The following is a 26,032-nucleotide window of genomic DNA, read 5'->3' as shown; positions in this document are numbered from 1 at the left end:
CTCGGCAACACACCATGCCGAATCGCCTGCACCATCTTGATGACACCCGCCACACCCGCCGCAGCCTGCGCATGACCGATGTTCGACTTCAACGAGCCCAACCACAGCGGCTGGTCCTGTGCACGGCCCTGCCCATAGGTCGCCAACAGCGCCTGCGCCTCGATGGGGTCACCCAGCGTCGTCCCGGTGCCATGGCCCTCCACCGCGTCGACCTCGGCGACCGACAGCTCTGCGCCCGCCAGCGCCTCGCGAATCACCCGCTCCTGCGAGGGGCCGTTCGGCGCCGTCAGACCGTTCGACGCACCGTCCTGGTTGACCGCCGACCCGCGGACGACCGCCAGAACCTCGTGCCCCAGCCTCCGTGCGTCCGAAAGCCGTTCGAGGAGCAGTACGCCGGCGCCCTCGGACCAGGCAGTGCCGTCGGCAGCCTCGGCGTAGGGCTTGCATCGGCCGTCTGCTGCCAGGGCCCGCTGCCGGGAGAACTCCACGAAGGACGTGGGCCGGGACATCACTGCCACGCCGCCGGCCAGGGCCATCGCGCACTCGCCGTTACGCAGCGCCTGCGCCGCAAGATGCAGCGCCACCAAGGACGACGAGCACGCCGTGTCCACCGTGACGGCAGGGCCCTCCAGACCCAGCGTGTACGCCACACGCCCCGACGCCACACTGCCTGCGTTCCCCGTGCCCAGATAGCCCTCGAGGCCGTCGGGGACGCGGGCGAGCCCGGTGGCGTAGTCGTGGTACATCACGCCGGTGTAGACGCCGACGCTGCTTCCGTGCAGCGAGGTGGGGTCGATGCCCGCGCGCTCGAACACCTCCCACGACACCTCCAGCAGCAGCCGCTGCTGCGGATCCATCGCCAGCGCCTCACGCGGGGATATGTCGAAGAATCCCGCGTCGAAGGAGCCTGCGTCGTGCAGGAAGCCACCGTGTCTGGCGTACGACGTGCCCGCGTGCTCAGGGTCCGGGTCGTAGATGCCCTCCAGGTCCCAGCCCCGGTCGGCGGGGAACGGGGAGATCGCGTCCACACCGTCGGTGACGAGTCGCCACAGGTCGTCGGGGGACGTGACTCCGCCCGGCAGCCGGCAGCCCATGCCCACGATGGCGATGGGGTCGTCGCTCGGGTCCGTGCGACGGGCGCGGACAGCGGGTGCGGCGGCCGAAGCGCGGCCGAGGTGGTGGCCGCCGAGGAGTCGCACGCGGAGGTGGCGGGCGACCGCTGCGGGGGTCGGGTGGTCGAAGGCCACGGTGACCGGGAGGTGCAGGCCGGTGGCCGAGGTGAGGCGGTTACGCAGTTCGACGGCGCTCAGTGACGTGAATCCGAGGTCCTTGAACGGCCGGTCGGCCCGTACGGCGTCCCCGGGTACCTGCTGTATCCGGCCGACCTCGTTGCGAACGAGGTCGAGAAGGACACGGTCCTGGTCGGCCTCGGCGAGACCGGTGACGAGCCCGCGCAGTTCCGCCGATGTCGTGTTGTCCGGTGCGGAGTTGCGTGCGGGGGCATCGATCAGACCGCGCAGGGGCGGCGCAATGGTCGCGGGGTCCAGGGTGGTGCCGCCGAGGGCCTCGTTGTCCAGACGCATCACGATGAGGGACGTCCGGTCGGCGAGGTGCGCGGCGTCGAACATCGCTGTGCTCTGCTGCTCGGTGAGACGTCCGAGACCTGTCGGGGCGGCCCTGCCGTCTCCTTCGTACGGGCCGGTGCGCAGCGAAAGGGCGGGCAGTCCGCGGGCTGCCCTGTGCTGGACGAGGGAGTCGAGGAACACGCCGGCTGCCGCTTCCTCGGCGTCGTCGGACGAGCCGAGCACACCGGTGGCCGAGGAGTGGACGACGAAGGCGGACAGGTCGGTGTCCACGGTGAGTTCGTGGAGGTTGAGCGCGCCTTCCAGGGTGGCTTTCAGGCCGGGGGAAACCGCGCCCGGTGTGTGGACGACGGCGTCCGGCCGGTGCCCCGGGCGGGACACCAGGGTGGCGAGAGCACTGCGGTCGGCGATGTCGCAGGCCGCGAGGTTCACCTCGGCGCCGTGCGCGGTCAGTTCGGCCGCGAGTGCGGCGGCCGTACGGTCCGCTGCGCCCCGCTCGCTGATGAGGAGCAGGCGGCGGACACCATGGCCGCCGACGAGGTGACGGGCCACGGTGGCTGCGGTCGGGCCGTCGGCACCGGTGACGAGCACCGTCCCCCGGGGGGCGGAGGTGGCGGGCTGCTCGGGATCGGCGACCGCGGACACCCGTGAGGCCCTCGGGCGCAGGGGGACGCCCGAACGTACGACGACCTGGGGTTCTCCGGAGGCCACCGCGTCGGCCAGGGCGGGCGACGGGTCGTCGTCCTCGATGTCCAGGTCGATGAGGACGAGCCGGCCGGGGTGCACGGCCTGGGCGCTGCGGACGATGCCCCACAGGGGTGCCTGGATCAGGTCGGTGACGTCGTCCTCGGCCCCGACGGCGACGGCTCCTCGGGTGGCGATGACGAGGGTGGAGGCGGATGTGCGGTCGTCGGCCAGCCACGCCTTCAGTTGCGCGCCGAGTGCGCGGACGGTGTCCTGTACCGCTTCGGCGAGCGGGCCGGACCTGCGGACTCCTGCTCCGCAGGACAGCACGGCCACGTCCGGGACCTGGGTGTCGGCGTCGGCGGTATCCCGCAGTGCGTCAAGCGTCGGGTACCGGCCTACGGTCTGTCCGAGCGCGCGCAGATGACCTGCGACGCCGAACGCGTCGGCGCCGATGACGGCCCAGTTGCGGGCGGGCGACTGCGGTACGGGGACGGAGGACAGGGGTATCCAGTCGAGCCGGAAGAGCTGCTCGTAGTGGCTGCCGTTGGCGGCGCGCAGCCTGGCGGGCCTTTCGAGGAGCACATGGCGGGTGATCTTGCCGGATGCCGTGCGGGGAATCCGGTCGATCTCGTAGAGCTCCTCCGGCACCTTGAAGTAGGAGAGCCGGTCGCGGCAGGCCGTCAGGAGTGCCTCGGGGTCGAGGCCTTCGGGACCGGGTACCAGGAAGGCCACCGGTACTTCCCCGAGGACGTCGTGGGGTTTGCCCACGACGGCCACGTCGGCGACCCCGGGGACGGAGCGCAGCACCTCCTCGACCTCTCCGGGGTGGATGTTCTCGCCACCGCGGATGATGAGTTCCTTGATGCGGCCGGTGATCGTGAAGTAGCCGGCGCCGTCCCGCCGGGCCAGGTCGCCGGTGTGGTACCAGCCGTGCCGCAGGGCTTCCGCGGTTGCCTCCGGCTGGTTGTGGTAGCCGAGCATGACGCTCGGACCCCGGACCCAGACCTCCCCCTCCTCGCCCTCGGCGGCGTCGAGACCGGTCTCCGGGTCGACGATGCGCACGCCCAGGCCCGGCACGGGCAGTCCGCAGGAGCCTTCGACCCGCGCGCCGGTGGGCCAGTTGATGGTGATGGAGCCGCACGTCTCGGTGCTGCCGTACGCGTCCAGCAGGGGTGCGGCGAACGCCTCCTCGAAGGACCGGCGCAGCGCCGCGGTGGTGACGGCACCGCCGACCAGGCACATGCGGAGGTCGGGGGCGTCGAACTCTTCCTCCTTGGCGGCGCGCACCAGTTGGTGGTACATCGTGGGGACCCCGGCCAGGAACGTCGAGGATTCCTCGCGCAGGGCGTCGAGTACATCCGCTGCGGCGAACCCGTCGACGATGCGCGCGGTGGCTCCCACCGCCGTGACGCCCAGTACACAGACGATGTGGGAGAGGCTGTGGAAGAGGGGCAAGGGCCACAGGACCCGGTCGTCGGCGCTGAGTGCGGGGATGGGCGCGTAGCAGGCGGCCACGGACCAGAGGCAGTTGCGCTGGGTGGACAGGACTCCCTTGGGCCTGCCCGTGGTACCGGAGGTGTAGAGCATCCAGGCGGGGTCGTCGAGGCCGAGGTCGTCCCGGGCGGGGCTTGCCGGGGTGGTCGTCGCGAGTTCCTCGAAGGAGTCCGTGCCGGGGGGCACGCCCACGTCGCCGGTGACCAGGATCCGCAGGTCGGTCCGGCTGCCCAGGAGTGTGGCGAGCTGCTCCGCGTGGGTGGGGTCCGTGATCACGGCGCGTGCGCCGCTGTCGTCGAGGAGGTACGTCAGCTCGGCTTCGGTGACTCTCGGGTTCAGGGGTACGCCGATCACACCGGCCCGGGTGAGGGCCAGGTAACTCTCCACCGTCTCCACGCTGTTGCCGAGCAGGATGGCCGCACGGTCGCCGGGGTGCAGGCGGCGTCCGGCGAGATGCCCGGCGAGGCGTCGGGTGCGCAGTTCGAGGTCGGCGTACGTCACGCTCCGCACGGAGTCGCGGAAGGCCACCTTGTCACCGAATTCACGGGCGTGTTCCGCCAGCAGTTCGGGCAGCGGTCGAATGAGCTCCGTACGCAACATTGCCTTCACATCCCTTGATAGCGTGGAACGCCTCGACAATTACGCCGTCGTACGGCAACACATGCGACATGCCATGTGCGGTGCCACGGGCGGCGACGTGCAGGGCACCGCGCAGGGCGAAAAATAAAGGGTGGGCAAAGCTCACAGAACCGCCCGGCATATTGTCGTTCGCACTCCCAGTGTTGTCGCGCGGGAGACCGGACATTCCCCTAACCAACCCCCTAGGGCAGCCCTTACTGGGGAGGGGTGCCGTAAAAGACGTGTGGCCCCGGCACTCGGAAGTGCCGTGGCCACCGTGGGGAGGAGAATGCCTGGCGCCGGCGGGTCAGGCCGCCAGTACCTGGGGACACAGCCGCAGAAGGTCCGCGGGGGTGCGGAGGACCGCGTCCGGCCGTTCGGCGAGCAGTGCGGGCTCGTCGGTCTCGCCCCACAGGGCGGCCACCGCGGTGACCTCGGCCCCGCGGGCGCTGGCGAGGTCGGTGACGGCGTCGCCGACCATCATCGCCTCCGCTGCGGGCACATCGAGCAGGTCCAGTGCGTGCAGAACAATGTCGGGCGCCGGTTTGGCGTGCGCCACCTCGTCGGATCCGATGACGTGCTCGAACGACCCGAGCAGTCCCAGCCGGTCGAGCAGGGAGCGGGCGCGCGGACCGCTCTTGCCGGTGGCGACGGCGAGCCTCAGTCCGCGCCGGTTCAGCTCCGGCAGCAGCTCGCGTACGCCGTCGAAGACGGTCACCTGGCCGGCGAGCCGGTAGCTCTCCCGGACGAACGGCTCCTCCAGTTCGGTCGGCAGGCCCATGATGCGCATGATGTCGGGGAAGTACCGGCCGAGATGACGGCTGTACTCCTCGAAGGGTGCCTGGCCGTCACCGACGACTTCGGCGTACGCGGTCAGGAACGCCTGGCGCATCACCGCGAAGCTGTCCACGATCACACCGTCGAGATCGAAGATCACCGCGCGGGGTACGGCCGCGCGCGTCGTAGGAGTCGTGGAGGGCGGATGGAGCGGGGCGGACATGTGATCTCCGTACGTTGCTCGGACGGCCTGTGGTGGGGCCGTACCTGGTCGGACGGCCTGCGGTTCGGCCGTATCCGGTCGGACCGTGCTCGGTTCGTGCCTCAGTGCGCGCCATGACCGGCCGGGAGCGGGCGGCGTTGTCCCGCGGTGCGGGCCGACGCGTAGAGCTGTTCGATGACGCCGATGGTCTGCCGGGCCTGAGCCACGCCCGCTCCTCGGCTCCGGGGGTCGGTGAGCCTGTCCCGCAGGTCGTCGAGCTGGCGTGCGTACTCGGCGCCGATCGGCTCGGAGGTCAGGGGCACCTCGACGGTGACGCCGTCCCCGGTTCGGGTCAGCACTGAGCCCTGCCGGTTGGGACTGAATCCGAAGGTGCAGGTCAGGGTGGCAGTGCTGGCGCTTCCCTCGACGGTGATACGGGTGATGTCGCGCGCTTCGTGCGAGGCCCAGCTCGCGCGCAGCGCCACCGATACACCCTCCTCGGTGACCAGGAAGCCCCGCGCCGTGTCCTCCACGTCTCCCTCGTCGCCGGGGGCGGGGGTGGCGCCGGAAGCCTCGGTGTGCTCCTCGCCGTCCCGGCGCCAGGACGCTCGGCGTGAGCCGCTGTTGACGAAGTCGTCGGACACCGTCCCGACGACCTGTTCGAAGTTCACCGGTCCGAGGAGCGATCCGACCGTGTCCAGGAGATGCCAGCCCAGGTCGACGAGTGCTCCGCCGCCCGAGAGCCGCCGGCTGGTGAACCAGCCACCGGCGTCCGGCACGCCACCGGCACGCACCCAGGCCACATCGATGTGCCGGATCGGGCCGAGCCCGGCGGCGAGGTCGTGCAGCGCCCGCACGTCGTTGCGGTACTTGGCCGCGCTGCCCGCGAGCAGGACGCCGCCGCCGGCCCGTTCGGCCTCGGCGAGCTGGTCCGCCTCGGCAACGCTCAGGCAGACCGGCTTCTCCAGGAACACCGGGATGCCCCGGTGCAGCAGCCGGGTGGCGACCGGGGCGTGCAGGTGGTTGGGCACGGCCACGACGGCGAGGTCGGTGGTGGCCGGGTCCAGGTCCACATCTTGGACGAGCACCAGGGGGCTGCCGTCACCCGCGAACCGGTCGCGGATCGACCGGTCGGGTTCGACGACAGCCGTCACTTCGTACAGCGGGTGCTTGTCCAGGCGGGGCCAGAAGATCGATCTGCCTGCCCAGCCAAGCCCTACCAGGGCGACCCTCACCGGGCGTTCGCGTTCCCCGGAGGCGGTCATGCGGCGGCCAGGACGTCGGCGACGATCTCTGCGGTCCGGTGGATGTTCTGCTCGGTGCCCAGCAGGGTTCGGTGGTGCAGCCAGATGCCGTCCTGGGTGAGGGCCTCGGTGTTGGGGCAGCGGCGGGCGAGCTCGTCCACCGACTCCTGCGGAGCCCCGGTCTCCCAGAATCCGTCGGACCGGTAGATCGCCCGGAAGACGACGAAAGCGGGCAGTCCTCGGGCGATGAGTTCGTCGACGAGCGCGTTGCGCCGTTCCTCCGTGATGCCCGGGATGCGGAACATCGCCATGTAGTGGGGTATCCGGTCGGCACGCTCGTCACGGCCCTGCGGCACCACGCCGGGTATCTCGGACAGCAGCCGCTTCAGAAGCGGCGACCGCTGCTCCCGCGTGGCGATCTGGCTGTCCAAGCGGCGCAGTTGGGCACGCAGGACACTGGCCGAGAACTCGTTGAGCCGGAAGTTCGAGCCCGAGGTGCGGTGGAAGTACTTGCGGTCGCTGAAGGGCCGCCCGCAACTGTGCCGCAGGAATGCCTCCTCGTAGGACGCGTTGTCCGGGAAGGTGACCGCTCCGCCCTCCCCCGCGGTCATCAGCTTGCCGTTCTGGAAGCTGAAGGCGGCGATCGATCCCAGTTCGCCGACCTTCCGGCCGCGCCACTGTGCCCCGTGGGCGTGTGCGGCGTCCTGGATGATCGGCACGCCGCTGTCGGCAGAGAGCTTCTCCAGCGCGTCCATGTCGGCGAGGTGGCCGGCCATGTGAACCGGCATGATCGCCCGCGTGCGCTCGGTGATGGCCGCCTCGGTCGCGGCGACGTCGAGGCAGTAGGTGTCGAGGTCGACGTCGACGGGAACGGCGACTGCGCCCAGCCGCTGTGCGGCCTGGGAGGACGAGATGAAGGTGAACGCGGGCACGATGACCTCGGTCCCGGGTCCCACTCCGAGCACCTGGAGCGCGAGCTCCAGTGCGTGCGTTCCGTTGGTGACGGCGAGCGCCCGCTCGGCGCCGTGATAGTCGGCGAACTCCTTCTCGAACGAGTCGACCTCGCTGCCGCCCATGCGCCACCACTGGCCCTGTTCGAGCGCACGGATGAGACCTTCACGTTCCTCGGCGTCGTACTGCGGCCACTCCGGGAACTCCGGAGCCGGATACTCGATCGCGCCCATAATTCCGCTGCCTTTCTTGTCGAGGATGCGGATTTCAGCACGCTAACCCACGGAATGACGGGCCGTCACTTCCCCTAACCACCCCCCTATATTTCTCCAGTCCCGTGTTCATTCCGTTCGTTTTGCATGAGCCGGTAAGCGCAGCTGTTATAACGGGGACATGACCGATCTGCTTTTGTTGAACGGACCGAATCTGGGGATACTCGGCCGCCGCGAGCCGGAGATCTACGGCACCGACACGCTCGCGGATATCGAGGAGTCCGTTGCCCGGGAAGTCGCGGGACGCGGCTGGAAGGTCGTCTCCGTGCAACGCGAGTCCGAGGGCGAACTGATCCAGGCGGTGCAGGACGCGTACGACACGGTCGGGGCGATCATCAATCCCGGCGCCCTGATGATCGCCGGCTGGAGCCTGCGTGACGCCCTGGCCTCGTACCCCCGCCCGTGGATCGAGGTCCACCTGTCGAACGTGTGGGCCCGTGAGAGCTTCCGGCACGCGTCGGTGCTGGCACCGCTCGCCGACGGGGCGATCGTCGGCCTGGGTGCCGACGGCTACCGGCTGGCGGCGCAGGCCCTGCTGGCCAAAGTGCCCGCCTGAGGACGGCAACCGAAACCACGGACAGAGCGATCGGGAGTCGTCATCGGGTACTTGGGAATCGACGTGGGCGGCACCAAGGTCGCCCTTCGCATAGAGGGCGACGGCGCACGGGCCGTGGGGTCGGTCTTCCGGTGGCCCCCGGTGTCGCCGTCCGCTCCGCATCGTTCCGCCACGGAACGGGATCTGGCGTCCCTGGCCCGCCACGTCGGCCTGTTGCGGGCGGAATGGGGAGGGCCCGTCCGGTCCGTCGGGGTCGCCATGCCCGCGACGGTGGATGGCGAGGGCCGCGTCCTCACCTGGCCGGGCCGCCCGCACTGGACGGGACTCGGGCTGCACGAGGAACTGCGGGGCCTGATTCCCGGGGCGGCGGTCCGGTTCGCGGACGACGGGGATCTGGCGGCCCTGGCCGAGGCGGGCCGGGCCGGTTGCCGGAATCTCGTGTACCTCGGGGTGGGTACGGGCATCGGCGGCGGAGTCGTCGTGGACGGCCGGACCGTTCCCGGACCGGGCCGGGGGTCCTGCGAGGTCGGGCACATCGTCGTGGACCGTGCGGGCCCACGCTGCGACTGCGGGCGGCACGGCTGTGTGCAAGCGCTGGCGTCCGGCCCTGCGACGCTGCGCCGGGCGGCGACACTGCTGGGCGGGCCGGTCGACTTCGACGCCCTGCGGAACGGTTTCGCAGCCGGGGCCGGATGGGCGGTGTCCGCCGTGCAGGAGAGCGGTGAGGCCCTCGCGACGGCCGCGGTCAGCCTGTGCGAGCTCACCCACCCCGAACGGGTCCTGATCGGTGGCGGTTTCGCCTCCGGACTACCGGGGCTCGTCACGGTCGTCACCGAGCACACCCGGCGGCTGGCGAGGCCGGGGGTGCCTCCCGTCCCGGTAGGGGAAGCAGCACTGGGCGGACTCTCCTCACTGTACGGAGCCGTGTCCCTGGCCCGCGGGCGATAACGGCGGGCCGCCACCCTCATCCGTCGCACGCACACAGAACTCAGCGATCGGCACTCAGGACAGACAGAGTCGGAGGAATCGCATGACCACCACACCGGCCGTGGCGCCTCGGCGCATCCATGTGCCCCTGCCCGATCGCGGGTACCTCGTCCATATCGGCCCCGGGGTGCGTCATTCGCTCGCCGAGGTCGTGGCCGGGATCGGAGCGAGGCGGGTGGCCGTGGTCACGGCCAGACCGCCGGAGTGGACGCCGGACCCGGGCGTCCCGTCCCTGGTCGTACCCGCCCGGGACGGTGAACGGGACAAGTCGTTGACCTGGGTGGAGGAACTCTGCTCCCGTTTCGCCGAGTTCGGTCTCAGCAGGTCGGACGCCGTCGTCTCGTGCGGTGGTGGCACGACCACCGACGCGGTGGGACTCGCGGCGGCGCTCTACCACCGCGGCGTGCCGGTCATCCATCTGCCCACGTCCCTGCTGGCGCAGGTCGACGCCAGTGTCGGCGGGAAGACCGCGGTGAACCTCCCCCAGGGCAAGAACCTGGTGGGCGCCTACTGGCAGCCCAGCGCCGTGCTCTGCGACACCGACTATCTTCAGACCCTGCCGCCCCGTGAACTGACCAACGGCTTCGGCGAGATCGCCCGCTGCCACTTCATAGGTGCGGGCGATCTGCGCGGACTGCCTCTGCACGAGCAGATCGCGGCGAGCGTGGCGCTGAAGGCTTCGGTCGTCGCCGCGGACGAGCGCGACGCGGGTCCCCGACATCTCCTCAACTACGGTCACACCCTGGGGCACGCGCTGGAGCGGGCCACCGATTTCGCCCTACGCCACGGTGAAGCGGTCGCCATCGGCACTGTGTTCGCCGGCCGGCTGGCGGGCGCTCTCGGCCGGATCGGCACGGCGCGGGTAGCGGAGCACACCACGGTCGTCGAGGGGTACGGACTGCCGGTCCGGCTGCCTGCCGAGGTGCCCAACGCCGCACTGATCTCCCTGATGCGGCTGGACAAGAAGGCCACCGACGGGCTGACGTTCGTGCTGGACGGCCCGCGGGGCGCGGAGCTCGTACGGGACGTTCCGGAGCACGTCGTGGCCGCCGCTCTGGAGGCCATGCCCCGGGAACCGGGCGGCCATGCCTGACATCGGCGGAAGCACGAGACTGTTCGCCGTCCTCGGCGACCCCGTGGCACAGGTGCAGGCACCGGCACTGCTGAATCCGGTCTTCGAGCAACTCGGTCTGGACGCGGTGCTGTTCCCCGTCCACGCGCCGGCGAACCAGCTCGGGGCGATCATCGGCGGACTTCAGCGCATCCGCAATCTGGACGGCCTGCTCATCACCGTCCCCCACAAGATGGATGCCTGCCGCTACGCGGACGAGCTGAGTCCGGCCGCCGCGCTGGTCGGGAGTACCAACGCCATGCGGCGCGAAGCCGACGGCCGCTGGTACGGCGACAACTTCGACGGCGTCGGCTTCGTCAACGGTCTGCGGAGCGCGGGCCACGACCCGAGCGGGAGGCGCGTGTTCCTGGCAGGTGCCGGAGGCGCGGGCACGGCCATCGCAGCGGCGCTCCTCGGCGCGGGGGCCGCCCATCTGTCGGTGTACGACCCCGACCCCGCCCGGTTGTCCGCACTGGTGGCCCGTCTCGACAGCAGCGTGCCCGGCCGCATCACCGGCTCGTGTGCACCACGCCTGCAGGACGCGGAGGTGGCCGTGAACGCCACACCCCTCGGTCTGCACCCCGGCGATCCGCTGCCCTTCGCACCGCGCGAACTGGCGCCCGGCGCGGTCGTCGCCGACATCGTGATGCATCCCAAGGAGACCGCGCTGCTCAGGAAGGCAGCCGCACTGGGCCTTTCCGTTCATCACGGTATCCACATGCTCGACCATCAAATCGCCCTCTACCGCAGCTTCTTCCGCCTCGGCACGTAAGAAGGCGGCCCCGCGTAAAGGTTGTGAACAGCCCATTAACCAACAAGGGCTGCAGGGGTGTTCTCTCCTATGCTGGGCCGCCGGGTCGCCTTCGAGCATGCCGATCGGACCGGCCCGTACGGCCTCGTGCGCACGGCGGCTCGCCCGTGCGCCCGGGGACCGGCCGGAACGGGGGGCATACATGCGGTTCAATCTGCTGGGTCCGTTGGAAGCCACGAGAGACGGTGTTCCCGTGCAACTCGGCGGGGTCAACCAGCGCGCGGCGCTGGGCTACCTCCTCCTGCACCCCAACAAGATCGTCGCCACCAGGGAGCTCGTCCATACGCTGTGGGGTGACGGGGCACCGCCCACGGCGCGCAAGATGGTGCAGAACGCCATCGCGGGGCTGCGCCGGGCACTCTCGGAGGACGAGTCCGTCTCGCTGTCCACGTCTCCGCCCGGCTACATGCTGCGGCTTGACCCGTCGGAGATCGATCTGACGCGCTTCGAGGAACTGGTGCAGCGCGGTCGCGCCGCGCTCGCGGTCGAGGCGTGGGCAGCGGCGGCGCGGCTGCTGAGGGAGGCTCTTTCCCTGTGGCGGGGCCCGGTCCTGGCCGACGTGTTCGAGACCGGGGTCGCGTGGCCGGAGTCCGCCGTCATCCGGGAGGCTCGTCTCACCGCTTTCGAGGACTGCGCCGAGGCGGAGCTCGCGCTCGGCCGGCATCGCGAACTCGTCGGGGAGCTCGCTGCCCTGGCCGACGAGGAGCCGGTCCGCGAGCGGTTGTGCGGGCTGCTGATGCTGTCGCTCTACCGTTGCGGACGGCAGCCGGAGGCGCTCGCCGTCTACCAGCGCATCCGTGACGAACTCGTCAACGGCTTCGGTCTCGATCCAGCACCCGAACTCCAGTTGCTGGAGCGCTCGATACTCAACCAGCGCCCCGCTCTTGCCTGGCAGGCGGCACCCGAGCGCCCGGCCGCCGACCCCCCTCTCGGACCTCCTGCCCCCGGGCCCCGTCCCAGGGCGGTGCACGTGGCCGGCCCCCTGCCCGTCCGTGAGCCGTCTGCCGAGCGGCCCACCACGCCGCCCGGCACCCTCGCCGTGCAGGCCTCGCCCGGGCCCTGCGCACCCGATCCGGCATCCCCGTCGGCGCCGGCCGCCGCGGAGATCCCGCAGCCCCGGCCTGGCCACACGATGACCGAACGCAAGCAGGCCAGCGTTCTGATGATCCGCGCGCGGGTGGTCACGACTGCGGACGACCCCGAGCACATCGACGAGGCCCTTCGGGTCCTCACGGGCATCGTCGTCGAGGAGGCCGAACGCTTCGGCGGGCTGGTGCACGGCACGCTCGGCTCCGTCCGGCCGGTGATCTTCGGCGTGCCCCGCGCGTACGAGGACGACCCCCGGCGCGCCGTGCGGCTGGCACTGGCCGTCCGCGAGCGGATCGACGCGGTGATGACCGGCGGAATAAGCGTCCAGCTGGCTGTGGCCACCGGTGAGGTCCTGGCGACCTACCACGACGCGGCCGACCGTCAGCCTGTCGAGGTGACGGGCGCGGTGCTGGACGAATGCGAGGCCCTGCTCGCCGTTGCCGGACGGACGGGCGTCCGCATCTCCGACGCCACCTGCCAGGCCAGTGGTTACCTCTTCGACCGTGCCGCTCCGGGCGACGCCGGTGCCGGTCGCGAGGTCAGCGTCGTGCTCCCCTCCCCCGCTCAGCCGCCGACCACCACGCGGCTGATCGGACGCGAACGCGAACTCGACGTCCTCACGGGCCTGTTGAGCGACGTACTGCGGCGTGACCGGCCTCACCTGGCCACGGTGCTCGGCGAGTCCGGCATCGGAAAGACCCGCCTCGTGGCGGAGTTCAGCCGTTCACTGCGGGGCCGGTCGCACGCAGTGCGCGAACTCGCCGTGCGCATACCGGGCTTCGGCGGCGGACCGGCCTTCTCACCGCTGGCCGCTGTCGTGCGCTCGTACGCGGGTATCGCGGACGGCGAGCCTGAGGCACTCGCCCGCCGGAAGCTCACCGCGGCCGTCCACCGGCTGGTGGGGGCCGGTGACGACGCCTCCTGGATGCTGGGCCGGTTGCAGAGCGAGGTCGTCGTCCCCGCACGCGTCACGGCCGCCCTGCCCGACGAGGACGGTGGGGAGGACCTGTGGTCTGCCGGGCGGCGCTTCATCGAGGAGGTCGCGGCGGAGCAGCCGACCGTGCTGCTGCTGGAGGACGTTCATCTGGCGGACAAAGCGCTCCTGGACCAGGTGGAGGACCTCACCGAACGCCTGAACCGAGTGCCACTGTTGATCGTCGTGACCGCGCGCCCGGAGCTGCGGCAGCGTCGCCCGCGCTGGACCTGCGGCAAGCGTGACGCCACCACGCTGGTCCTCGACCCGCTCCCGGACGACACGGCCGCCGAACTTCTGACGGGCCTGATGAACCGCCGGGTCGATGTCGCGACCGACTCGGAGCTCGTCTCCCTCGTCGGCGGGATACCGCTGTTCGCCGAGGAGTTCGCCCGTGCGCAGCGGGACCGCCCGCGCACCACCATGCCGCCCGTTCCGCGGCGGGTCCGCAATGTCGTCGCGGCCCAGCTGGACACGCTTCCGCCCGCAGGGAAGACATTGCTGCGGGATGCGGCGGTGCTCGACGGGCAGATCCGGGCCGGCGGCGTGGCCGCGCTGTCGGAACTGGACCCCGAGGAGGCGGCGGCGGGTCTGCGACAGCTGGAGCAGAAGGACTTTCTGCTCAGGGTCCGCCACACCTCGCTGTCCCGCGACATCACGTACGTCTTCCGGCACCGCCTGGTCCGCGAGGTCGCGTACGCCCAGCTGGCCCGCCGGGACCGGGTGGTCCGACACCGTCGTGCCGTCAACTGGATCGCGGGCCTCCCGGCCGACCAGGGAGACCTGCTGATCCACCACTACCACCAGATCGTGTCCCTGACGGCCACCACCGGCCGCCCGACCGCTGCCCTGGTCCAGCAGATCGCCCAGTCCCTGACGGAAGCAGGCACCAGGGCCGCCGCGGCAGGCGCCCGACGCACAGCTCTTCTCTGCTACCGGAGCGCCGCGGAACTGTCACCGAACGCGGGCACGGCGCGGCGGCAGATCCTGTTGCTGCACCCGCAGAACCTGGAGTGCGCAGGTACGGAGGGCGTGCACCAGATGTGCCGTTGACAGCGCCGCCCACCGGGCCGGCCGCCACACCGGGCGAGCCCGGTTCGGCGGCCGGTGCCGCAACGAGGCGTGCTGGGGCGGGTTGACAGGGGCGCGTGGTCATGGCGCACTGGGGTGACGTGTCAACCGCCACTCGCTCCCCGAGGAATTCGTGCCATGAACAGCACCGCAGACCATCTCTCGACACGCGAAGACCTCGTGTGGCGCGCGTTCTTCGAGACCCAGGTGCTCTTCTGGCGACGGCTCGGCCAGCAGCTCCAGCAGGACACCGGTCTGTCCGAACCGGACTTCGCCATCCTCAGCGCCCTCGTACAGGCCCCGGAACAGCGCCTGCGCGCATTCGAGCTGAGCGGTGTCACGCAGTTCGAGAAGAGCCGGTTGCATCACCACCTGAACCGGATGATCGGCCGCGGACTGCTCACCCGTGAGCAGTGCCCCGGAGCATCCCGCGGCACCGTCATCGCCCTCAGCCCCGAGGGGGTCACGGCCATCACCACGGCTCTCCCGATCCGCGCCGCACATATCCGCCAGTGGCTGACGGATCCGCTCAGCGACGGTCAGATCGACTCGCTGACCGAGATCTCCGAGACCTTGCTCGAACGTCTGCGCGCGGCCGACCCTCCCCAGGCGACCCCGTCGCCCGGCTGCGCCTGACCCCGCCGAGGGAGCATCCGCACGGCGACATCACCGTCGGGACCACGCGCCCCGAGCTGACCCTCCCTGTGGGGCATGAGGGCCTTTCGGCACCACATTCGCCGCCCACCATCAGGCGGAGACCGCCACGACCCCGTACGACGTGGTCGCCTGCATGTGCACCACCATCAACTACGTGCGTGATCGCTACGGTGTGAACCGGGCTGGTTCCAATTTCGCCTCACGTGTTCAGCAGGCCAACCCGAAGCGGCCTGCCCGAGGATACTGAGAGCCACTGACGGCCTACCCCGAGCAAGGTGATTGCCTGGTCAACTGCCCGGTTCGGAGGCCTACATGGGGCCCGGCCCGGTAACCGCACAGCCTCGGCGCAGTTCATTTCCCGTCGACTTGCCAGGCCTCGGAAACGTAGAACACTTGGCTGTGAAGGCACGCACGATCAGAGGCGGTCATGTCCTCTCGTTCCGAGCACCAATCCCCTGCCGATGTGTCTTCGCTACGAGCGCCTCATGTGATGCGTTCAGCAGCAATGACAGTCCTTGTCTTCGTCGCCCTGTTCGTCGTGATCCGCGCTGTCGGCGGTGAGGGACCCACCTGGCAGGCGACGGGCTGGATGAAGGTCATCGAGGTGCCGGCCGAGTGGCTCATGCAGTTCGTCGACGGTGCGGCCCGTCTGGTGAAGGGGGGCAGCGACGGGGCCTCCTTGAGCGCCCGGCTCGGTTGTCTGCTGTTGCTCATCATTCTGTTCATCGCTCTTCGGCGCTGGATGCTCATGCACTACGCCCACAAGCCCGGGGCCGTGGACGTGAAGAAGCTCGTCGCCTCCGCACCGGGTGTCGAACAGCAACTGGAGGGACTCACGGCACAGTTGCGCAAGCAACTGTCGGAGACGAACCTCTATCCTCCGACGGCCCTGCCCGCGGAGGCACCGGCTGACAACTTCCTCGATCTGCTCGGTGACGTCGACCTCGAACCCAAGAAGCTGGGCACGAGCCTGCTCCGCCTCTTCAGCCGTTTGCGTCCGAAGATCGCCTACACGGTTCGCGGAGTCCTCCGGGTGCGGGATCAGGAGCCCGGTTTCGGTATCACCGTCACTGTCACCTCCTACGCGATCCGGGGCAGCCGTACGGAATCGATCTGGAGTCCGACGTGGGAGGAAGCCATTCAGGAGGCGGGCTACTGGGTGATGGCGACCCTGGTGCCCGTCACCCGGGCCGGCCGGCGTCCCCCTTGGCAGGGGTGGCGCGGCCGGGACCTGCCGCCGGACCTCTTCGCCGCCTACCAGCAGGCTCGGGAGCTCAGCCAGGAGCGGAAGTTCGACGATGCCCTGGACCGCTACTACGAGGCGTTGCGGCTCGACCCGACCAACCTCTACCTCCGCACCCAGATCGCCGGGATACAGGAGCAGCTCTGGCTTCACCTCGACGCTTTGGAGACGTACTACGGGGCCATCCTCCTGGACGGCCAGAACAGCGCGCAGCGCAACGCACGGACAGGAATGCACTCCTGGGACCCTCGCCGGATCCTGCGCCGCCGCTACGGCTGGTGGCGAAGCGGTCTCCTGGAGGCGCGCTTCCGGTACGCCGTCGTCCTCGGGGTGGCGGAGCGGACCGCCGACCAGTGGTGCAAGAGCGACCGTCCGCCGTGCCCACGGCGCGCGCACGCCCGGAAGGAGATCCGGCAGGCCCTCGCACCCGCTCTCGCCGCCCGGCACTGGCGTGCCCTCATGGGGCTCACTCCCCCGGGCGGCTCGGAGCCGTTCACGTGGGATCAGGAAGGGCGCGCCAAGGAGTGGCTCGAGAGGGAACTGGGAGAGGAGCGGCGCCGGTATCCGGTCGTCCGTGAGATCTTTCAGCTCGCCTGCAGGGAGGAGATGCAGCAACTCGCTGCGGACTACCCCCGCATGATTCGCCTCCGGCACCCGTTCGTCCGTGCTCACGGAACGCTCACCCGGACCTCCCTGCGGCTCAACCGGGACGTGTGGGCACCCCTGCGCCTGGCCTGGGCCCACGAGGACGCGAAGCGCGACGGGATGGGCCTTCTGGAGAACCCACTGCCCTGGCCCTCCTCCGCCGAGACGCTCGCGCACAGGACGAAGAGGATCAGAGGCCCGTTCCGCGCCGCGCGCCGATGGCTGTCCCGCGGCTGGCGCCTGTGGCAGGACAACTACAACGCCGCTTGTGTGTACGCGGTGGCGATGAACGGGACCGAGGGGCAGCCGGGAGATCAGGAACGCAGAGCCCTCGCCGATCTGGCCGTGGACGAACTGGAGGGCGCGGCACACGCCGATGTGAGCGGCGTCCATCCGGTCACGCGCTCGTGGCTGCTCATCGAGGACCCGGATCTGGAGAAGCTGCGCCAGGAGAGCCGCTTCATCCGCTTCGAGCGGGAGACGTTCCCGCATGCCGCGCCGGACCGTCATCGGCCCGAGCGTCCTCTGCGGCCGGAGATGAAGGCCTACGACAGACAGATGCTGAGCGGATGCGCCGCGGTCATGGAGCACACATGGCGGGTCAGACGCAGGCAGCTTCCCGCCGAGCCGCACGTCCTCGCCGAATGGTTCGCCGGGGAGGCCGAGCTCTGGCGGTGCGTCGACCGCATCGCCTCGGACCAGGGGCGCAACTGGCGTGACCGGGAACGGCTCCTGCAGCGCGTCAGGGAGATCGCCGACAACGGGCTGCTGATCAGGTGCGGGCTGCCGTCGCGCCTGCCCGAGATGGACGATCTGCTGGACGACGCGACCTGGGACGCTCTCGACAACGTGCGGGAGCGGATCACGAGTTTCGAGGAGACGTTCACGGATCGGCTCTCGGCGGTGAGCCTTGCCGTGGCGGTGCGGTCGGACGGCTCGGCCAACCACCGCTCCCCCATCCGTCTCAGCGGGCAGTGGCTGGCATCGGTGCGGCAGAACGGCTCGTCGCCGGACTTCGTCAAGCAGGCCGCTGTCCATCAGGTGTGCTCGGACTACGAGATGGCCTGGCGGGCACTGCGGGAGCTCCTCGACCCCGACGAGAGCGCCACGGTGCTCTCCGACGCGCTGCTGCGCTTCCACCCACCGCACGGCCCGTGGCGTGCGCTCGCCGTGATCAGAACGGGCGGGCCGCACGGTCTCCGGCGAGCCGGCTGAACGACCACAGGGGTGCGGTGCCCGAGGCCGACGGTCACAGGGGCCGGCGCAGCCCCGCGACGAGGAGTGCGACCAGCCGGCGGGCGTCGTAGCGGGGATCGCGGTCGGCACCGATGCAGAGGTTCCCGACGCCGCGCATGAGCGCGTAGGCCTCCAGATCGGACCGGACCTCGCCGGAGGCGGCTGCGGCGTCCAGCAGTTGGGTGCACACGGGCACGAGGCGGTCGAGGAAGTACGCGTGCAGCGTGTCGAACCCGGCGTCGTCGGACTGCAGTACGGCAGCGAGGCCGTGCTTCGTCACCAGGAAATCGACGAAGAGGTCGATCCATTGCCCCAGTGCGGCGTGCGGACTCCCGGCGGCCTCCAGGAGGGCCGGGCCGGCCTCGGCACAGGCCTCGACCTGGTGTCGGTAGACGGCGATGATGAGGTCCGCCCGCGTCGGGAAGTGGCGGTAGATCGTGCCCATCCCGACCCCGGCCCTGGCTGCGATGTCACGTACCGGCGCCTCCACCCCTGACGTGACGAACACCGCGGCGGCCGCGTCGAGAAGAGTCTCCTCGTTACGCCGGGCGTCCGCCCGCTTGGACCGGGCCGCGCGCCCGGGTCCTTCGTCGCTGTCCTTCACCGCGCCACTCCTTCCGCTGCAGGGCTTGCCAAAGCGGAACACCGTTCCGTATCGTTAGCGGAGCAAGGTTCCGTTTACTCATCATGCCAGAGCGACGGCCCGGGAACCAACCCGCGCCGTTGCCGCACCCCCCGCCATGGAGGAAAACGATCATGCAGTACCGCACCTTGGGCCGTACCGGCGTGCAGGTCAGCTCCCTCACGCTCGGCGCGATGAACTTCGGCAGGATCGGGCGCACCACCCAGGACGAGGCCACCGCAGTCGTCGATGCCGCACTCGAAGGCGGGATCAACGTCATCGACACCGCCGACATGTACAGCGACGGCGAGTCGGAGGAGATGGTCGGCAAAGCCATCGCCGGCCGCCGCGACGACATCGTGCTGGCCACGAAGGCGAACATGCCGATGGGCGACGAACGCAACCACCAGGGCAGTTCGCGGCGCTGGTTGGTCACCGAGCTGGACAACAGCCTGCGCCGTCTCGGTGTCGACCACGTCGATCTCTACCAGATCCACCGGTGGGACCCGCGCACCAGTGACGAGGAGACGCTGTCGGCGTTGACCGACCTGCAGCGCGCGGGAAAGATCCGCTACTTCGGCTCCTCGACCTTCCCCGCCTACCGCCTCGTACAGGCCCAGTGGGCCGCCCGCGAGTTCCACCTCGGCCGTTACGTCACCGAACAGCCCAGCTACTCGATCCTGCAGCGCGGTATCGAGACCCACGTACTGCCCGTGACCGAGCAGTACGGGCTCGGAGTGCTGGTGTGGAGCCCGTTGGCTTCCGGCTGGCTGTCGGGTGCGGTCCGCGAGGGCCGGAAGATCACCACCAGCCGGTCGGCTGTCATGCCTGAACGCTTCGACACCACCGTCCCCTCCAACCGGGCCAGGCTCGATGCCGTCGAGCAGTTGGCCGGACTCGCCGAGGAGGCCGGCCTGACCATGATCCAGCTCGCGCTCGGTTTCGTGACCGCGCATCCGGCGGTGACCAGCGCGATCATCGGTCCCCGCACGCTGGACCACCTGCACTCGCAACTCGCCGCCGCTGACACCGTGCTCTCCGCCGACGTCCTCGATGCCATCGACGCGATCGTCGCTCCCGGTGTCGATCTCGCCGCGCACGAGAAGTTCGACACCCCGCCCGCGCTCCTCGACCCGTCGCTGCGGCGCCGCTGATCGTACGAAGATCTTCCACCCGTTCATCGGGTGCCCCTCGGGAGCGGGCCGACATCGCTAGCCTGCTCACATGCCCGACGACACCGACCGCCCTCAACGCGACGACAGGCCCGAGGAGTCGCGGCGGGTGCACCTGGGCGGGATCTTCGACGAGGACGCGGAACTGTACGACCGGGCCAGGCCCGGATATCCGCCGGAGCTGTACGACGGCCTCGCGGAACTCGCGGGTGCCCGACCCGGCAGCCGCGTACTGGAGGTAGGCTGCGGGACCGGCCAGGCGACGGTGCCACTGGCCGGGCGGGGCTGTCGGATCACGGCGGTCGAGGCGGGCGCGCGCATGGCCGCGGTCGCGCGCCGGAACCTGGCCGGGGCCGCTTCGGTGGAGGTGGTGACGGCTCGGTTCGAGAGCTGGCCGCTGCCGCGGGAGCCGTTCGACGCGGTCGTCTCGGCGACGGCGTTCCACTGGATCGACCCCGCGGTACGGGTGACCAAGGCCGCCGACGCGCTGCGTCCGGGCGGCGCACTCGCCGTGGTGCGCACCCAGCATGTACGGGGCGGCACCGAGGACTTCTTCGTCGAGGTCCAACGCTGCTACGAGCGCTTCGACCCCCGGACGCCGCCCGGCCTGAGGCTTCCCGCGGCCGCCGGCATCGACGGGGCGGACCATGCGGGAGAGGTGGAGCGAAGCGGCCGGTTCGACCCCACGGCCTTCCGCCGCTACGAGCAGGACCTCACCTACACCACGTCGGAGTATCTGGAACTGTTGCGGACCTACTCCGGCCACCGGGATCTTCCGGAAGCGGCCAGGAGCGGACTGCTCGGGTGCGTCGCGGGCCTGATCGAGGGGCGGTACGAAGGCCGGGTGACGAAGCGTTACCTCATCGAGTTGGGGGTCTCGCACAGACGATGACGCCCAGACACCACGCGCCGCACCGCGGCGTGCCCCGAACCCACTCACTTCAGTCTGGAGAGCCCTGTTGAACACGTCACCGGTGAACTCCGCGGTGGACCAGCCGCACCGTATGGACCCGGCGGGCGGCTGCCCGCACGCGGCCAACGCCCGGCTCCTGGCCCGGGGTCCCGTCACTCCGGTGATCCTCCCCGGCGAGGTGGAGGGCATGGCGGTGCTCGGGCACGACGCGCTCAAGGAGTTCCTGTCGCACCCCGATGTCGCCAAGAACGCCCAGCACTTCGCCGCCCTCCGAGCAGGTGAGATCGCCGACGGCTGGCCGCTGAAGACGTTCGCCACGGTGCAGGGGATGACCACCGCCGACGGCGCCGATCACCGGCGCCTCAGGTCTCTGGTGAGCAAGGCGTTCACCACCCGCCGTGTCGAGGAAATGCGCCCGCGCGTCATGGAGTTGACGGCTTCTCTCCTGGACGACCTCGAAGGGGCGGCCGCCGGTGACGGTGTCGCCGATCTGCGCACGCACTTCGCGTTGCCGTTGCCGATGGGTGTCATCTGTGAACTGCTGGGCGTGGACGCCGGACACCATGACCGGCTGCACCACCTGTCCAACCAGGTGGTCGCCACGGACATCGGCCCCGCGCAGGCGATAGCGGCCAACCGGGAGATGGTCGAGGTGCTGGCAGCGGTGGCCGCCGCCCGGACGGAGGATCCGGGGGACGATCTCACCAGCGCGCTGATCGCGGCCCGCGAGGAGGACGGCGACCGGCTCGGCCCGCTCGAGCTGATCGGCACCCTGATGCTCATGATCATCGCCGGGCACGAGACGACGCTCAATCTGATCACCAACGCCGTACGGGCCCTGTGCACCCACCGGGATCAGCTCGCCCTGGTCCGGGCGGGCCGGGCGACGTGGTCGGACGTGGTCGAGGAGACGCTGCGCTGGGACAGTCCGGTCAGCTACTTCCCGTTCCGCTACCCGACCCGCGACCTGTCGCTCGGCGGCACCGTGATCCCCGAGGGGACGCCGGTGCTGGCCGGCTACTCCGCGGCGGGCCGCGACACGCAGGCCCACGGGCCGGACGCCGAGCGCTTCGACGTCACCCGCGACGGCGAGGCCCGGCACCTCTCGCTGGGCCATGGCGCGCACTACTGCATGGGCGCACCCCTGGCCCGGATGGAGAGCACGGTCGCGCTCGAGCAGTTGTTCACACGGTTCCCCGACCTCGATCTCGCCGTCCCCGAGCCCGAACTGCCGCGACACGCGTCCTTCGTGGGCAACAGCGTGCGGACGCTGCCGGTGCGGCTGCACGGCTGAGGCCGGGGCCGTACGAGCGTCATGGGCGGCTGATCAGGAGTGGGAGGCACCCCGACAGTGGCGGGCGTGGGCGAGCAGGGTCTCCACCTGGCCCCCGACCTCCGCGGCGTCCCGCACCGGGGCCGGGAAGAGGAGGCGGGCGTCGCGGTGGCCCTGGGCGTACTCGTAGCGGAGGGTGAACCCGTACCGGTCCATGGCGTACGGGCGGACGTCGACCACTCCCCGGCGCACCTCGGGGGCGGCCAGGCGGGCGAGCCGGGCCACCACGTCGTGGTGGTCGTCGTCCAGATGGCCCAGCATGGCCGCCTCCTGAAGCGCGAGGGCGTCCGGCTCAGCGCGGAAGACCTCGTCGAGGCCCACGTGTTCGACGCGGCCGTGCCACTGGATGCTGACGCGCGCCGGGTCCAGGCCCAGGACCAGGACGTTCCCGTGCCCGCGACCTGACTGCGTCAGCCGGCCCGACAGCGTGACCCGGGCACGGATCCGGTCCCGTGCCCGGACGGGTGCGACATCACTGAACTCCACGAGCGCGCCCAGCGCGCCGTGCGGAGCACTCACCATCTCGGCGGCGAGCGGCGTGTCTTCGGGCACGCGGAGCACGAACCGCCCGTTCTCGACCGTGTGCATGGCGATGAGGTCGTAGGACGCGCCGGCGGTGGTCAGGCTGAGCGAGCCCGCGGCGGCGATGACGGAGCGGATCCGCTCCGCGTGGGACAGCTCGGCGGTGCGAGCAGGGGCGACCGTCATATCGTCTCCTTAGGTTAGGCTTGCCTAAGTTAGCATCCTCCGGGGCTCGGCGTCCCCGACCCGCCGATGAATCGGAAGCCCGGCGGTGGGTGCATCAGGAAGTCGCGGTGGGAGATGTTCCAGGCGTACGCGCCTGCCAGCGCGAAGACCACCCGGTCCCCCGCCCTGAGCCCGGCCGCCTCCAGTTCCCGGGCGAGCACGTCCTTCGGCGTGCAGAGCTGACCGGCGACCGTCACCCGGCCGCCCTCCGCCGCCGGGCGCGGCCACGGGTGGGGCCACGGCTCGACGGGCACCACCTCCGCCGGCTGGTCGTGTCCCTTGGCGGCCGGCGTCCGCAGGTGATGGGTGCCGCCGCGGACCACGGCCACGTCCTCCCCGTGGCTGCGTTTCACGTCCAGTACGTCGGTCACGTACCAGCCGCAGTACGCGGTCAGGGCACGGCCGGGCTCGACGCGCAGGCGCACGCCGGGGTGACGCCGGGCCAGGGCGTCCAGACCCGCACCGTAGGCGGCCCAGTCGAAGCGGTCGGCGGGGCGCCTGTAGTCCACGGCCATGCCGCCGCCCACGACGACTTCCGGAAGGGCCGTCCCGTGGTGGCGGGCCGCACCGGACGCCGCGTCCACGATCGCCCCGGCCACTCGCACCAGGGCGTCGGCGGGCAGACCGCTGGCCAGGTGCGCGTGGAATCCGGCCGCTTCGAGCCCGGGGCAGTCGTCGCCGGTGAGCAGACGCAGCGCTTCCGATGCCTCTTCGGTCCCCATGCCGAAGGGCGTGGGCCGGCCTCCCATCGTGAGTGCGCTGCCCCGCAGCGTCCCCTCGGGCACGGCCGGGTTGATGCGGAGCAGCACCCGGGTGGGAGGGCGGCCCGGCACGGGGGAGCGAGCGGCGAGGGCCCGGAGCATCCGCACCTCGTGGAGGCTTTCGGCATGCACGCGCTCCACCCCGGCGGCCAGTGCGGCAGCAAGCTCGTCGGGGGTCTTGCCCGGGCCGGAGAAGGCGAGGGGCTGCCCCGGCACGGCGGTCCGGACATGGGCGAGTTCGCCGCCGGAGGACACCTCGAAGCCGTCGGTCCATGGGGCGAGGGTGGCGAGGACCTCCGGTTCGGGGTTGGCCTTCGCCGCGTAGTACAGCTCCACTGTTCGCGGCAGGGCTGCGCGCACAGCCGCCGCGTGGAGGCCCAAGGCGGTCAGGTCATATACGTAGCAGGGCAGTTCACCGGGTTCGAGAGCACGGGCCTCGGCCCGTACGGCGGGGTTGAGCAGAGAAGGGGGCAACGGTGATCCGTTCGTCGTCGGCGGGCCGCTGGTCGGCCGGAGGGGCACGGGGTCAGGGGGCGTGCGGCCGGCCGGCAGGTCGCGGGGCCAGCGGGGACGGCAGGCGGACGTACCCCGCGTCGCGGTCCGGCGAACGGCGCCAGCGGGTGAGCAGATTCGCCTTGGCGGGCAGCGGTGCCCCGGCCAGGAGGGCCCTCAGCTGGGCCGGGCGGCCGAGGGAGTCCGCACTCTGTTCCAGTGTGGTGCGCACCTGCCGCCAGAGGGCGGGTTCGGTCTCGGGGTGCAGGTCGGCGACAGCGGCGAGGAGTTCGGCGAGGTGGTTGACGAACAGGCAGTAGACGACCCGGTCCCAGCCGCGCCGTCGGTCGTAGGTGAGGGGGCCGGCGACCTCGCGGGGAAGCCTGCGCAGCGCCGCGGCGTGGTGCTCGGGCAGGAGCTTGGTTCCTTCGAGGTCGCGGAAGAGGACCCGCTCCGGAAAGCCGTCGCGGCCGACGCAGACGACGACGTTCTGGAGGTGCGGTTCGAGCACCACGCCGTGGCGGAAGTACGCCGTCAGGACGGGCGGGACGAGCAGGTTGGTGTAGCGACGCCACCACTCGGCGGCCTCGTCGGGTCCGGCGCCGGCCAGGAGTGCGGAGACCCGGCCGGGGCCGAGCGGGTACTCGTCGGCAACAGCCGCGGCCAGCAGAGGCGTTGCGCCCGCCGGGGTATGGCGGGCAAGGCCCTCCCGGACGATCACACCGAAGCCTTCGAGCAGGGTGCGGTCGGGGCGGCCGTCCGCCCCGGGGAGAGCGAGGGAGCGGTAGGCGGGCTCGCGGAGCACGGCGGCGGCGGGGTGGCTGCGGGCGAGGTCGGCGAGAACGGGGGCCAGCAGCCGGGTCAGGGCGACGGCACCGGTGAGCTCGTACGAGGCGTTCTTGCGCAGGCAGTTGGTGATGCGCACGTCCAGGCTGAACTTCAGGAAGGCATGCCCGTCGTGGACCGTGCGTACGGAGGCGGTGGGGGTGACGGGTGCCCCTGCCGGACCGAGGTCGAGTACGTCCTTCCGGGCGAGGGCGGCCAGGAGAGCGGGGTGGCCGCCCAGCAGTCGGAACTGCCAGGGGTGCGCGGGCAGCAGCCGGTACCCGGGCGGTGCCTCTCCGGCCCGGTCGAGGGCCGCCGCTCCCCCGGGCTCCGCGGTCTCCTCGGCGAGGAACCGCTCCCGGACGGCGAGCAGCCGCAGCGGGAAGCTGGCGCCTTGCTCCGGGGCGTACGCGGTCCAGGCGTCGGGGTCTCCGCCGTGCGCCTTGGGTGTGGGGTGGAAGCGGTGGCCGAGAAGCAGCGACTGCTCGGAGGCGAGGTAGGCGGCGAGCGGATCCGGCCGGGCCGCTGCGTCCCCGGGGGCGGAGGCGGTGGCCCGGCGGGCGAGGGCGCCGGCGACCACGCGGTGGCTGGCGGACACCTGGGCCAGGAACTCGTCGTTCTCCGTGCCGGTGCGCAGGGAGAGTTCGGCGTGCACCAGTTCGGCGAGCCGCTGCCATCCGATCGTCGTCCACGCGCCGCCCGGCCGGCCCTCCCGGATGCTCACGGGGCCGGTGAAGCGGTGGGCGCCGAGGAGGGAAGCGCGGCGTACACCGATCCGCAGAAGGGTGTCGTGGTGTGGCAGGCGCAGGACGAGTCGGTCGTCCGCGAGGGTGCGGTCCCGCGGCGCGGTCGCCTCACGCAGCAGGCAGTTGAGGAGGGTGTGGCCGACCGCTTCGTCGGCGGTGGGCGGGCGTACCGGTGTGCGGGCCCGGGTGCGGGGCGTGGTGGTGCTGGGCATCG

The 26,032-nt window shown here is 71.1% G+C and carries 18 protein-coding genes; 10 read left to right on the top strand and 8 right to left on the bottom strand.

Annotated elements, in window-relative coordinates:
- The 4 genes from ACFW9O_RS28285 to ACFW9O_RS28270 all read right to left on the bottom strand — a co-directional run.
- Positions 1-4,364 (bottom strand): beta-ketoacyl synthase N-terminal-like domain-containing protein (locus ACFW9O_RS28285; RefSeq protein ID WP_384613239.1); only part of this gene is annotated, 4,364 nt, incomplete at its 3' end.
- A 325-nt stretch (positions 4,365-4,689) separates the two neighbouring features.
- The gene (locus ACFW9O_RS28280; protein WP_351175605.1) at positions 4,690-5,382 is read right to left on the bottom strand and encodes an HAD-IA family hydrolase; all 693 of its coding nucleotides are present in this window, start codon (positions 5,380-5,382) and stop codon (positions 4,690-4,692) included.
- A 101-nt stretch (positions 5,383-5,483) separates the two neighbouring features.
- On the bottom strand, positions 5,484-6,626 hold the full coding sequence (locus tag ACFW9O_RS28275; protein ID WP_384613237.1) for a Gfo/Idh/MocA family protein: 1,143 nt from the start codon (positions 6,624-6,626) through the stop codon (positions 5,484-5,486).
- A complete protein-coding gene (locus ACFW9O_RS28270) occupies positions 6,623-7,789 on the bottom strand; it encodes a DegT/DnrJ/EryC1/StrS family aminotransferase (RefSeq protein WP_384613236.1) in 1,167 nt (388 codons plus the stop codon). Before ACFW9O_RS28270 ends, ACFW9O_RS28275 begins: the two co-directional genes overlap by 4 nt.
- 160 nt (positions 7,790-7,949) lie before the next feature.
- Here ACFW9O_RS28270 and ACFW9O_RS28265 point away from each other — a divergent pair, with 160 nt between their 5' ends.
- The 7 genes from ACFW9O_RS28265 to ACFW9O_RS28235 all read left to right on the top strand — a co-directional run bounded on the left by ACFW9O_RS28265 (position 7,950) and on the right by ACFW9O_RS28235 (position 18,186).
- A complete protein-coding gene (locus ACFW9O_RS28265; protein ID WP_351175611.1) occupies positions 7,950-8,384 on the top strand; it encodes a type II 3-dehydroquinate dehydratase in 435 nt (144 codons plus the stop codon).
- A gap of 51 nt (positions 8,385-8,435) precedes the next feature.
- The gene (locus tag ACFW9O_RS28260) at positions 8,436-9,332 is read left to right on the top strand and encodes an ROK family protein (protein WP_384613235.1); all 897 of its coding nucleotides are present in this window, start codon (positions 8,436-8,438) and stop codon (positions 9,330-9,332) included.
- An 82-nt stretch (positions 9,333-9,414) separates the two neighbouring features.
- Positions 9,415-10,464, top strand: a complete 1,050-nt coding sequence (locus ACFW9O_RS28255; protein WP_384613234.1) for a 3-dehydroquinate synthase family protein — start codon at positions 9,415-9,417, stop codon at positions 10,462-10,464.
- Entirely contained in the window at positions 10,457-11,254 is a 798-nt protein-coding gene (locus tag ACFW9O_RS28250; RefSeq protein ID WP_384613233.1) for a shikimate dehydrogenase family protein, read from the top strand. The genes ACFW9O_RS28255 and ACFW9O_RS28250 overlap by 8 nt, the downstream gene beginning before the upstream one ends.
- A gap of 205 nt (positions 11,255-11,459) precedes the next feature.
- Positions 11,460-14,408 (top strand): BTAD domain-containing putative transcriptional regulator, encoded by a 2,949-nt coding sequence (locus tag ACFW9O_RS28245; protein WP_384613232.1) that lies wholly within the window; start codon positions 11,460-11,462, stop codon positions 14,406-14,408.
- A gap of 156 nt (positions 14,409-14,564) precedes the next feature.
- Positions 14,565-15,062 (top strand): MarR family winged helix-turn-helix transcriptional regulator, encoded by a 498-nt coding sequence (locus tag ACFW9O_RS28240; protein WP_384613231.1) that lies wholly within the window; start codon positions 14,565-14,567, stop codon positions 15,060-15,062.
- 526 nt (positions 15,063-15,588) lie between these two features.
- On the top strand, positions 15,589-18,186 hold the full coding sequence (locus ACFW9O_RS28235; protein WP_384613230.1) for a hypothetical protein: 2,598 nt from the start codon (positions 15,589-15,591) through the stop codon (positions 18,184-18,186).
- Positions 18,187-18,220: 34 nt separating this feature from the next.
- Here the strand turns inward: ACFW9O_RS28235 and ACFW9O_RS28230 are convergent, their stop codons facing one another.
- Complete coding sequence (locus ACFW9O_RS28230; RefSeq protein ID WP_384613229.1) at positions 18,221-18,811, bottom strand: TetR/AcrR family transcriptional regulator; 591 nt, start codon at positions 18,809-18,811, stop codon at positions 18,221-18,223.
- 152 nt (positions 18,812-18,963) lie between these two features.
- Between ACFW9O_RS28230 and ACFW9O_RS28225 the strand changes: the two genes are divergently transcribed.
- From ACFW9O_RS28225 to ACFW9O_RS28215, 3 genes are all read left to right on the top strand, one after another.
- Positions 18,964-19,983, top strand: a complete 1,020-nt coding sequence (locus tag ACFW9O_RS28225; RefSeq protein ID WP_384613228.1) for an aldo/keto reductase — start codon at positions 18,964-18,966, stop codon at positions 19,981-19,983.
- A gap of 70 nt (positions 19,984-20,053) precedes the next feature.
- The gene (locus tag ACFW9O_RS28220) at positions 20,054-20,893 is read left to right on the top strand and encodes a class I SAM-dependent methyltransferase (protein ID WP_384613227.1); all 840 of its coding nucleotides are present in this window, start codon (positions 20,054-20,056) and stop codon (positions 20,891-20,893) included.
- Between the two features lie 112 nt (positions 20,894-21,005).
- The gene (locus ACFW9O_RS28215) at positions 21,006-22,208 is read left to right on the top strand and encodes a cytochrome P450 (RefSeq protein ID WP_384613255.1); all 1,203 of its coding nucleotides are present in this window, start codon (positions 21,006-21,008) and stop codon (positions 22,206-22,208) included.
- A 33-nt stretch (positions 22,209-22,241) separates the two neighbouring features.
- On the opposite strand, the gene ACFW9O_RS28210 is transcribed toward ACFW9O_RS28215, so the two are convergent.
- Genes ACFW9O_RS28210 through ACFW9O_RS28200 form a run of 3 tightly spaced genes read right to left on the bottom strand, consistent with a single transcriptional unit; the run spans position 22,242 to position 26,030 of the window.
- A complete protein-coding gene (locus ACFW9O_RS28210; protein WP_384613226.1) occupies positions 22,242-22,955 on the bottom strand; it encodes a DUF2470 domain-containing protein in 714 nt (237 codons plus the stop codon).
- A 29-nt stretch (positions 22,956-22,984) separates the two neighbouring features.
- Positions 22,985-24,229, bottom strand: coding sequence for a type III PLP-dependent enzyme (locus tag ACFW9O_RS28205; protein ID WP_384613225.1), 1,245 nt, complete (start codon positions 24,227-24,229; stop codon positions 22,985-22,987).
- Positions 24,230-24,281: 52 nt separating this feature from the next.
- The gene (locus tag ACFW9O_RS28200; RefSeq protein WP_384613224.1) at positions 24,282-26,030 is read right to left on the bottom strand and encodes an IucA/IucC family protein; all 1,749 of its coding nucleotides are present in this window, start codon (positions 26,028-26,030) and stop codon (positions 24,282-24,284) included.
- Between the last annotated feature and the right edge of the window lie 2 nt (positions 26,031-26,032).

This window comes from Streptomyces sp. NPDC059499 (assembly GCF_042749285.1).
Taxonomy (GTDB): domain Bacteria; phylum Actinomycetota; class Actinomycetes; order Streptomycetales; family Streptomycetaceae; genus Streptomyces.
The sequence above is the reverse complement of the archived record's forward strand: the minus strand, read 5'-3'. Positions and strand labels throughout refer to the sequence as shown.

Bases quoted from the DNA above. Each gene is read 5' to 3' on its own strand.
- ACFW9O_RS28280 (WP_351175605.1), bottom strand. From the start codon at position 5,382: ATGTCCGCCCCGCTCCATCCGCCCTCCACGACTCCTACGACGCGCGCG.
- ACFW9O_RS28275 (WP_384613237.1), bottom strand. From the start codon at position 6,626: ATGACCGCCTCCGGGGAACGCGAACGCCCGGTGAGGGTCGCCCTGGTA.
- ACFW9O_RS28270 (WP_384613236.1), bottom strand. From the start codon at position 7,789: ATGGGCGCGATCGAGTATCCGGCTCCGGAGTTCCCGGAGTGGCCGCAG.
- ACFW9O_RS28265 (WP_351175611.1), top strand. From the start codon at position 7,950: ATGACCGATCTGCTTTTGTTGAACGGACCGAATCTGGGGATACTCGGC.
- ACFW9O_RS28255 (WP_384613234.1), top strand. From the start codon at position 9,415: ATGACCACCACACCGGCCGTGGCGCCTCGGCGCATCCATGTGCCCCTG.
- ACFW9O_RS28250 (WP_384613233.1), top strand. From the start codon at position 10,457: ATGCCTGACATCGGCGGAAGCACGAGACTGTTCGCCGTCCTCGGCGAC.
- ACFW9O_RS28240 (WP_384613231.1), top strand. From the start codon at position 14,565: ATGAACAGCACCGCAGACCATCTCTCGACACGCGAAGACCTCGTGTGG.
- ACFW9O_RS28235 (WP_384613230.1), top strand. From the start codon at position 15,589: ATGACAGTCCTTGTCTTCGTCGCCCTGTTCGTCGTGATCCGCGCTGTC.
- ACFW9O_RS28225 (WP_384613228.1), top strand. From the start codon at position 18,964: ATGCAGTACCGCACCTTGGGCCGTACCGGCGTGCAGGTCAGCTCCCTC.
- ACFW9O_RS28220 (WP_384613227.1), top strand. From the start codon at position 20,054: ATGCCCGACGACACCGACCGCCCTCAACGCGACGACAGGCCCGAGGAG.
- ACFW9O_RS28215 (WP_384613255.1), top strand. From the start codon at position 21,006: ATGGACCCGGCGGGCGGCTGCCCGCACGCGGCCAACGCCCGGCTCCTG.
- ACFW9O_RS28210 (WP_384613226.1), bottom strand. From the start codon at position 22,955: ATGACGGTCGCCCCTGCTCGCACCGCCGAGCTGTCCCACGCGGAGCGG.
- ACFW9O_RS28200 (WP_384613224.1), bottom strand. From the start codon at position 26,030: ATGCCCAGCACCACCACGCCCCGCACCCGGGCCCGCACACCGGTACGC.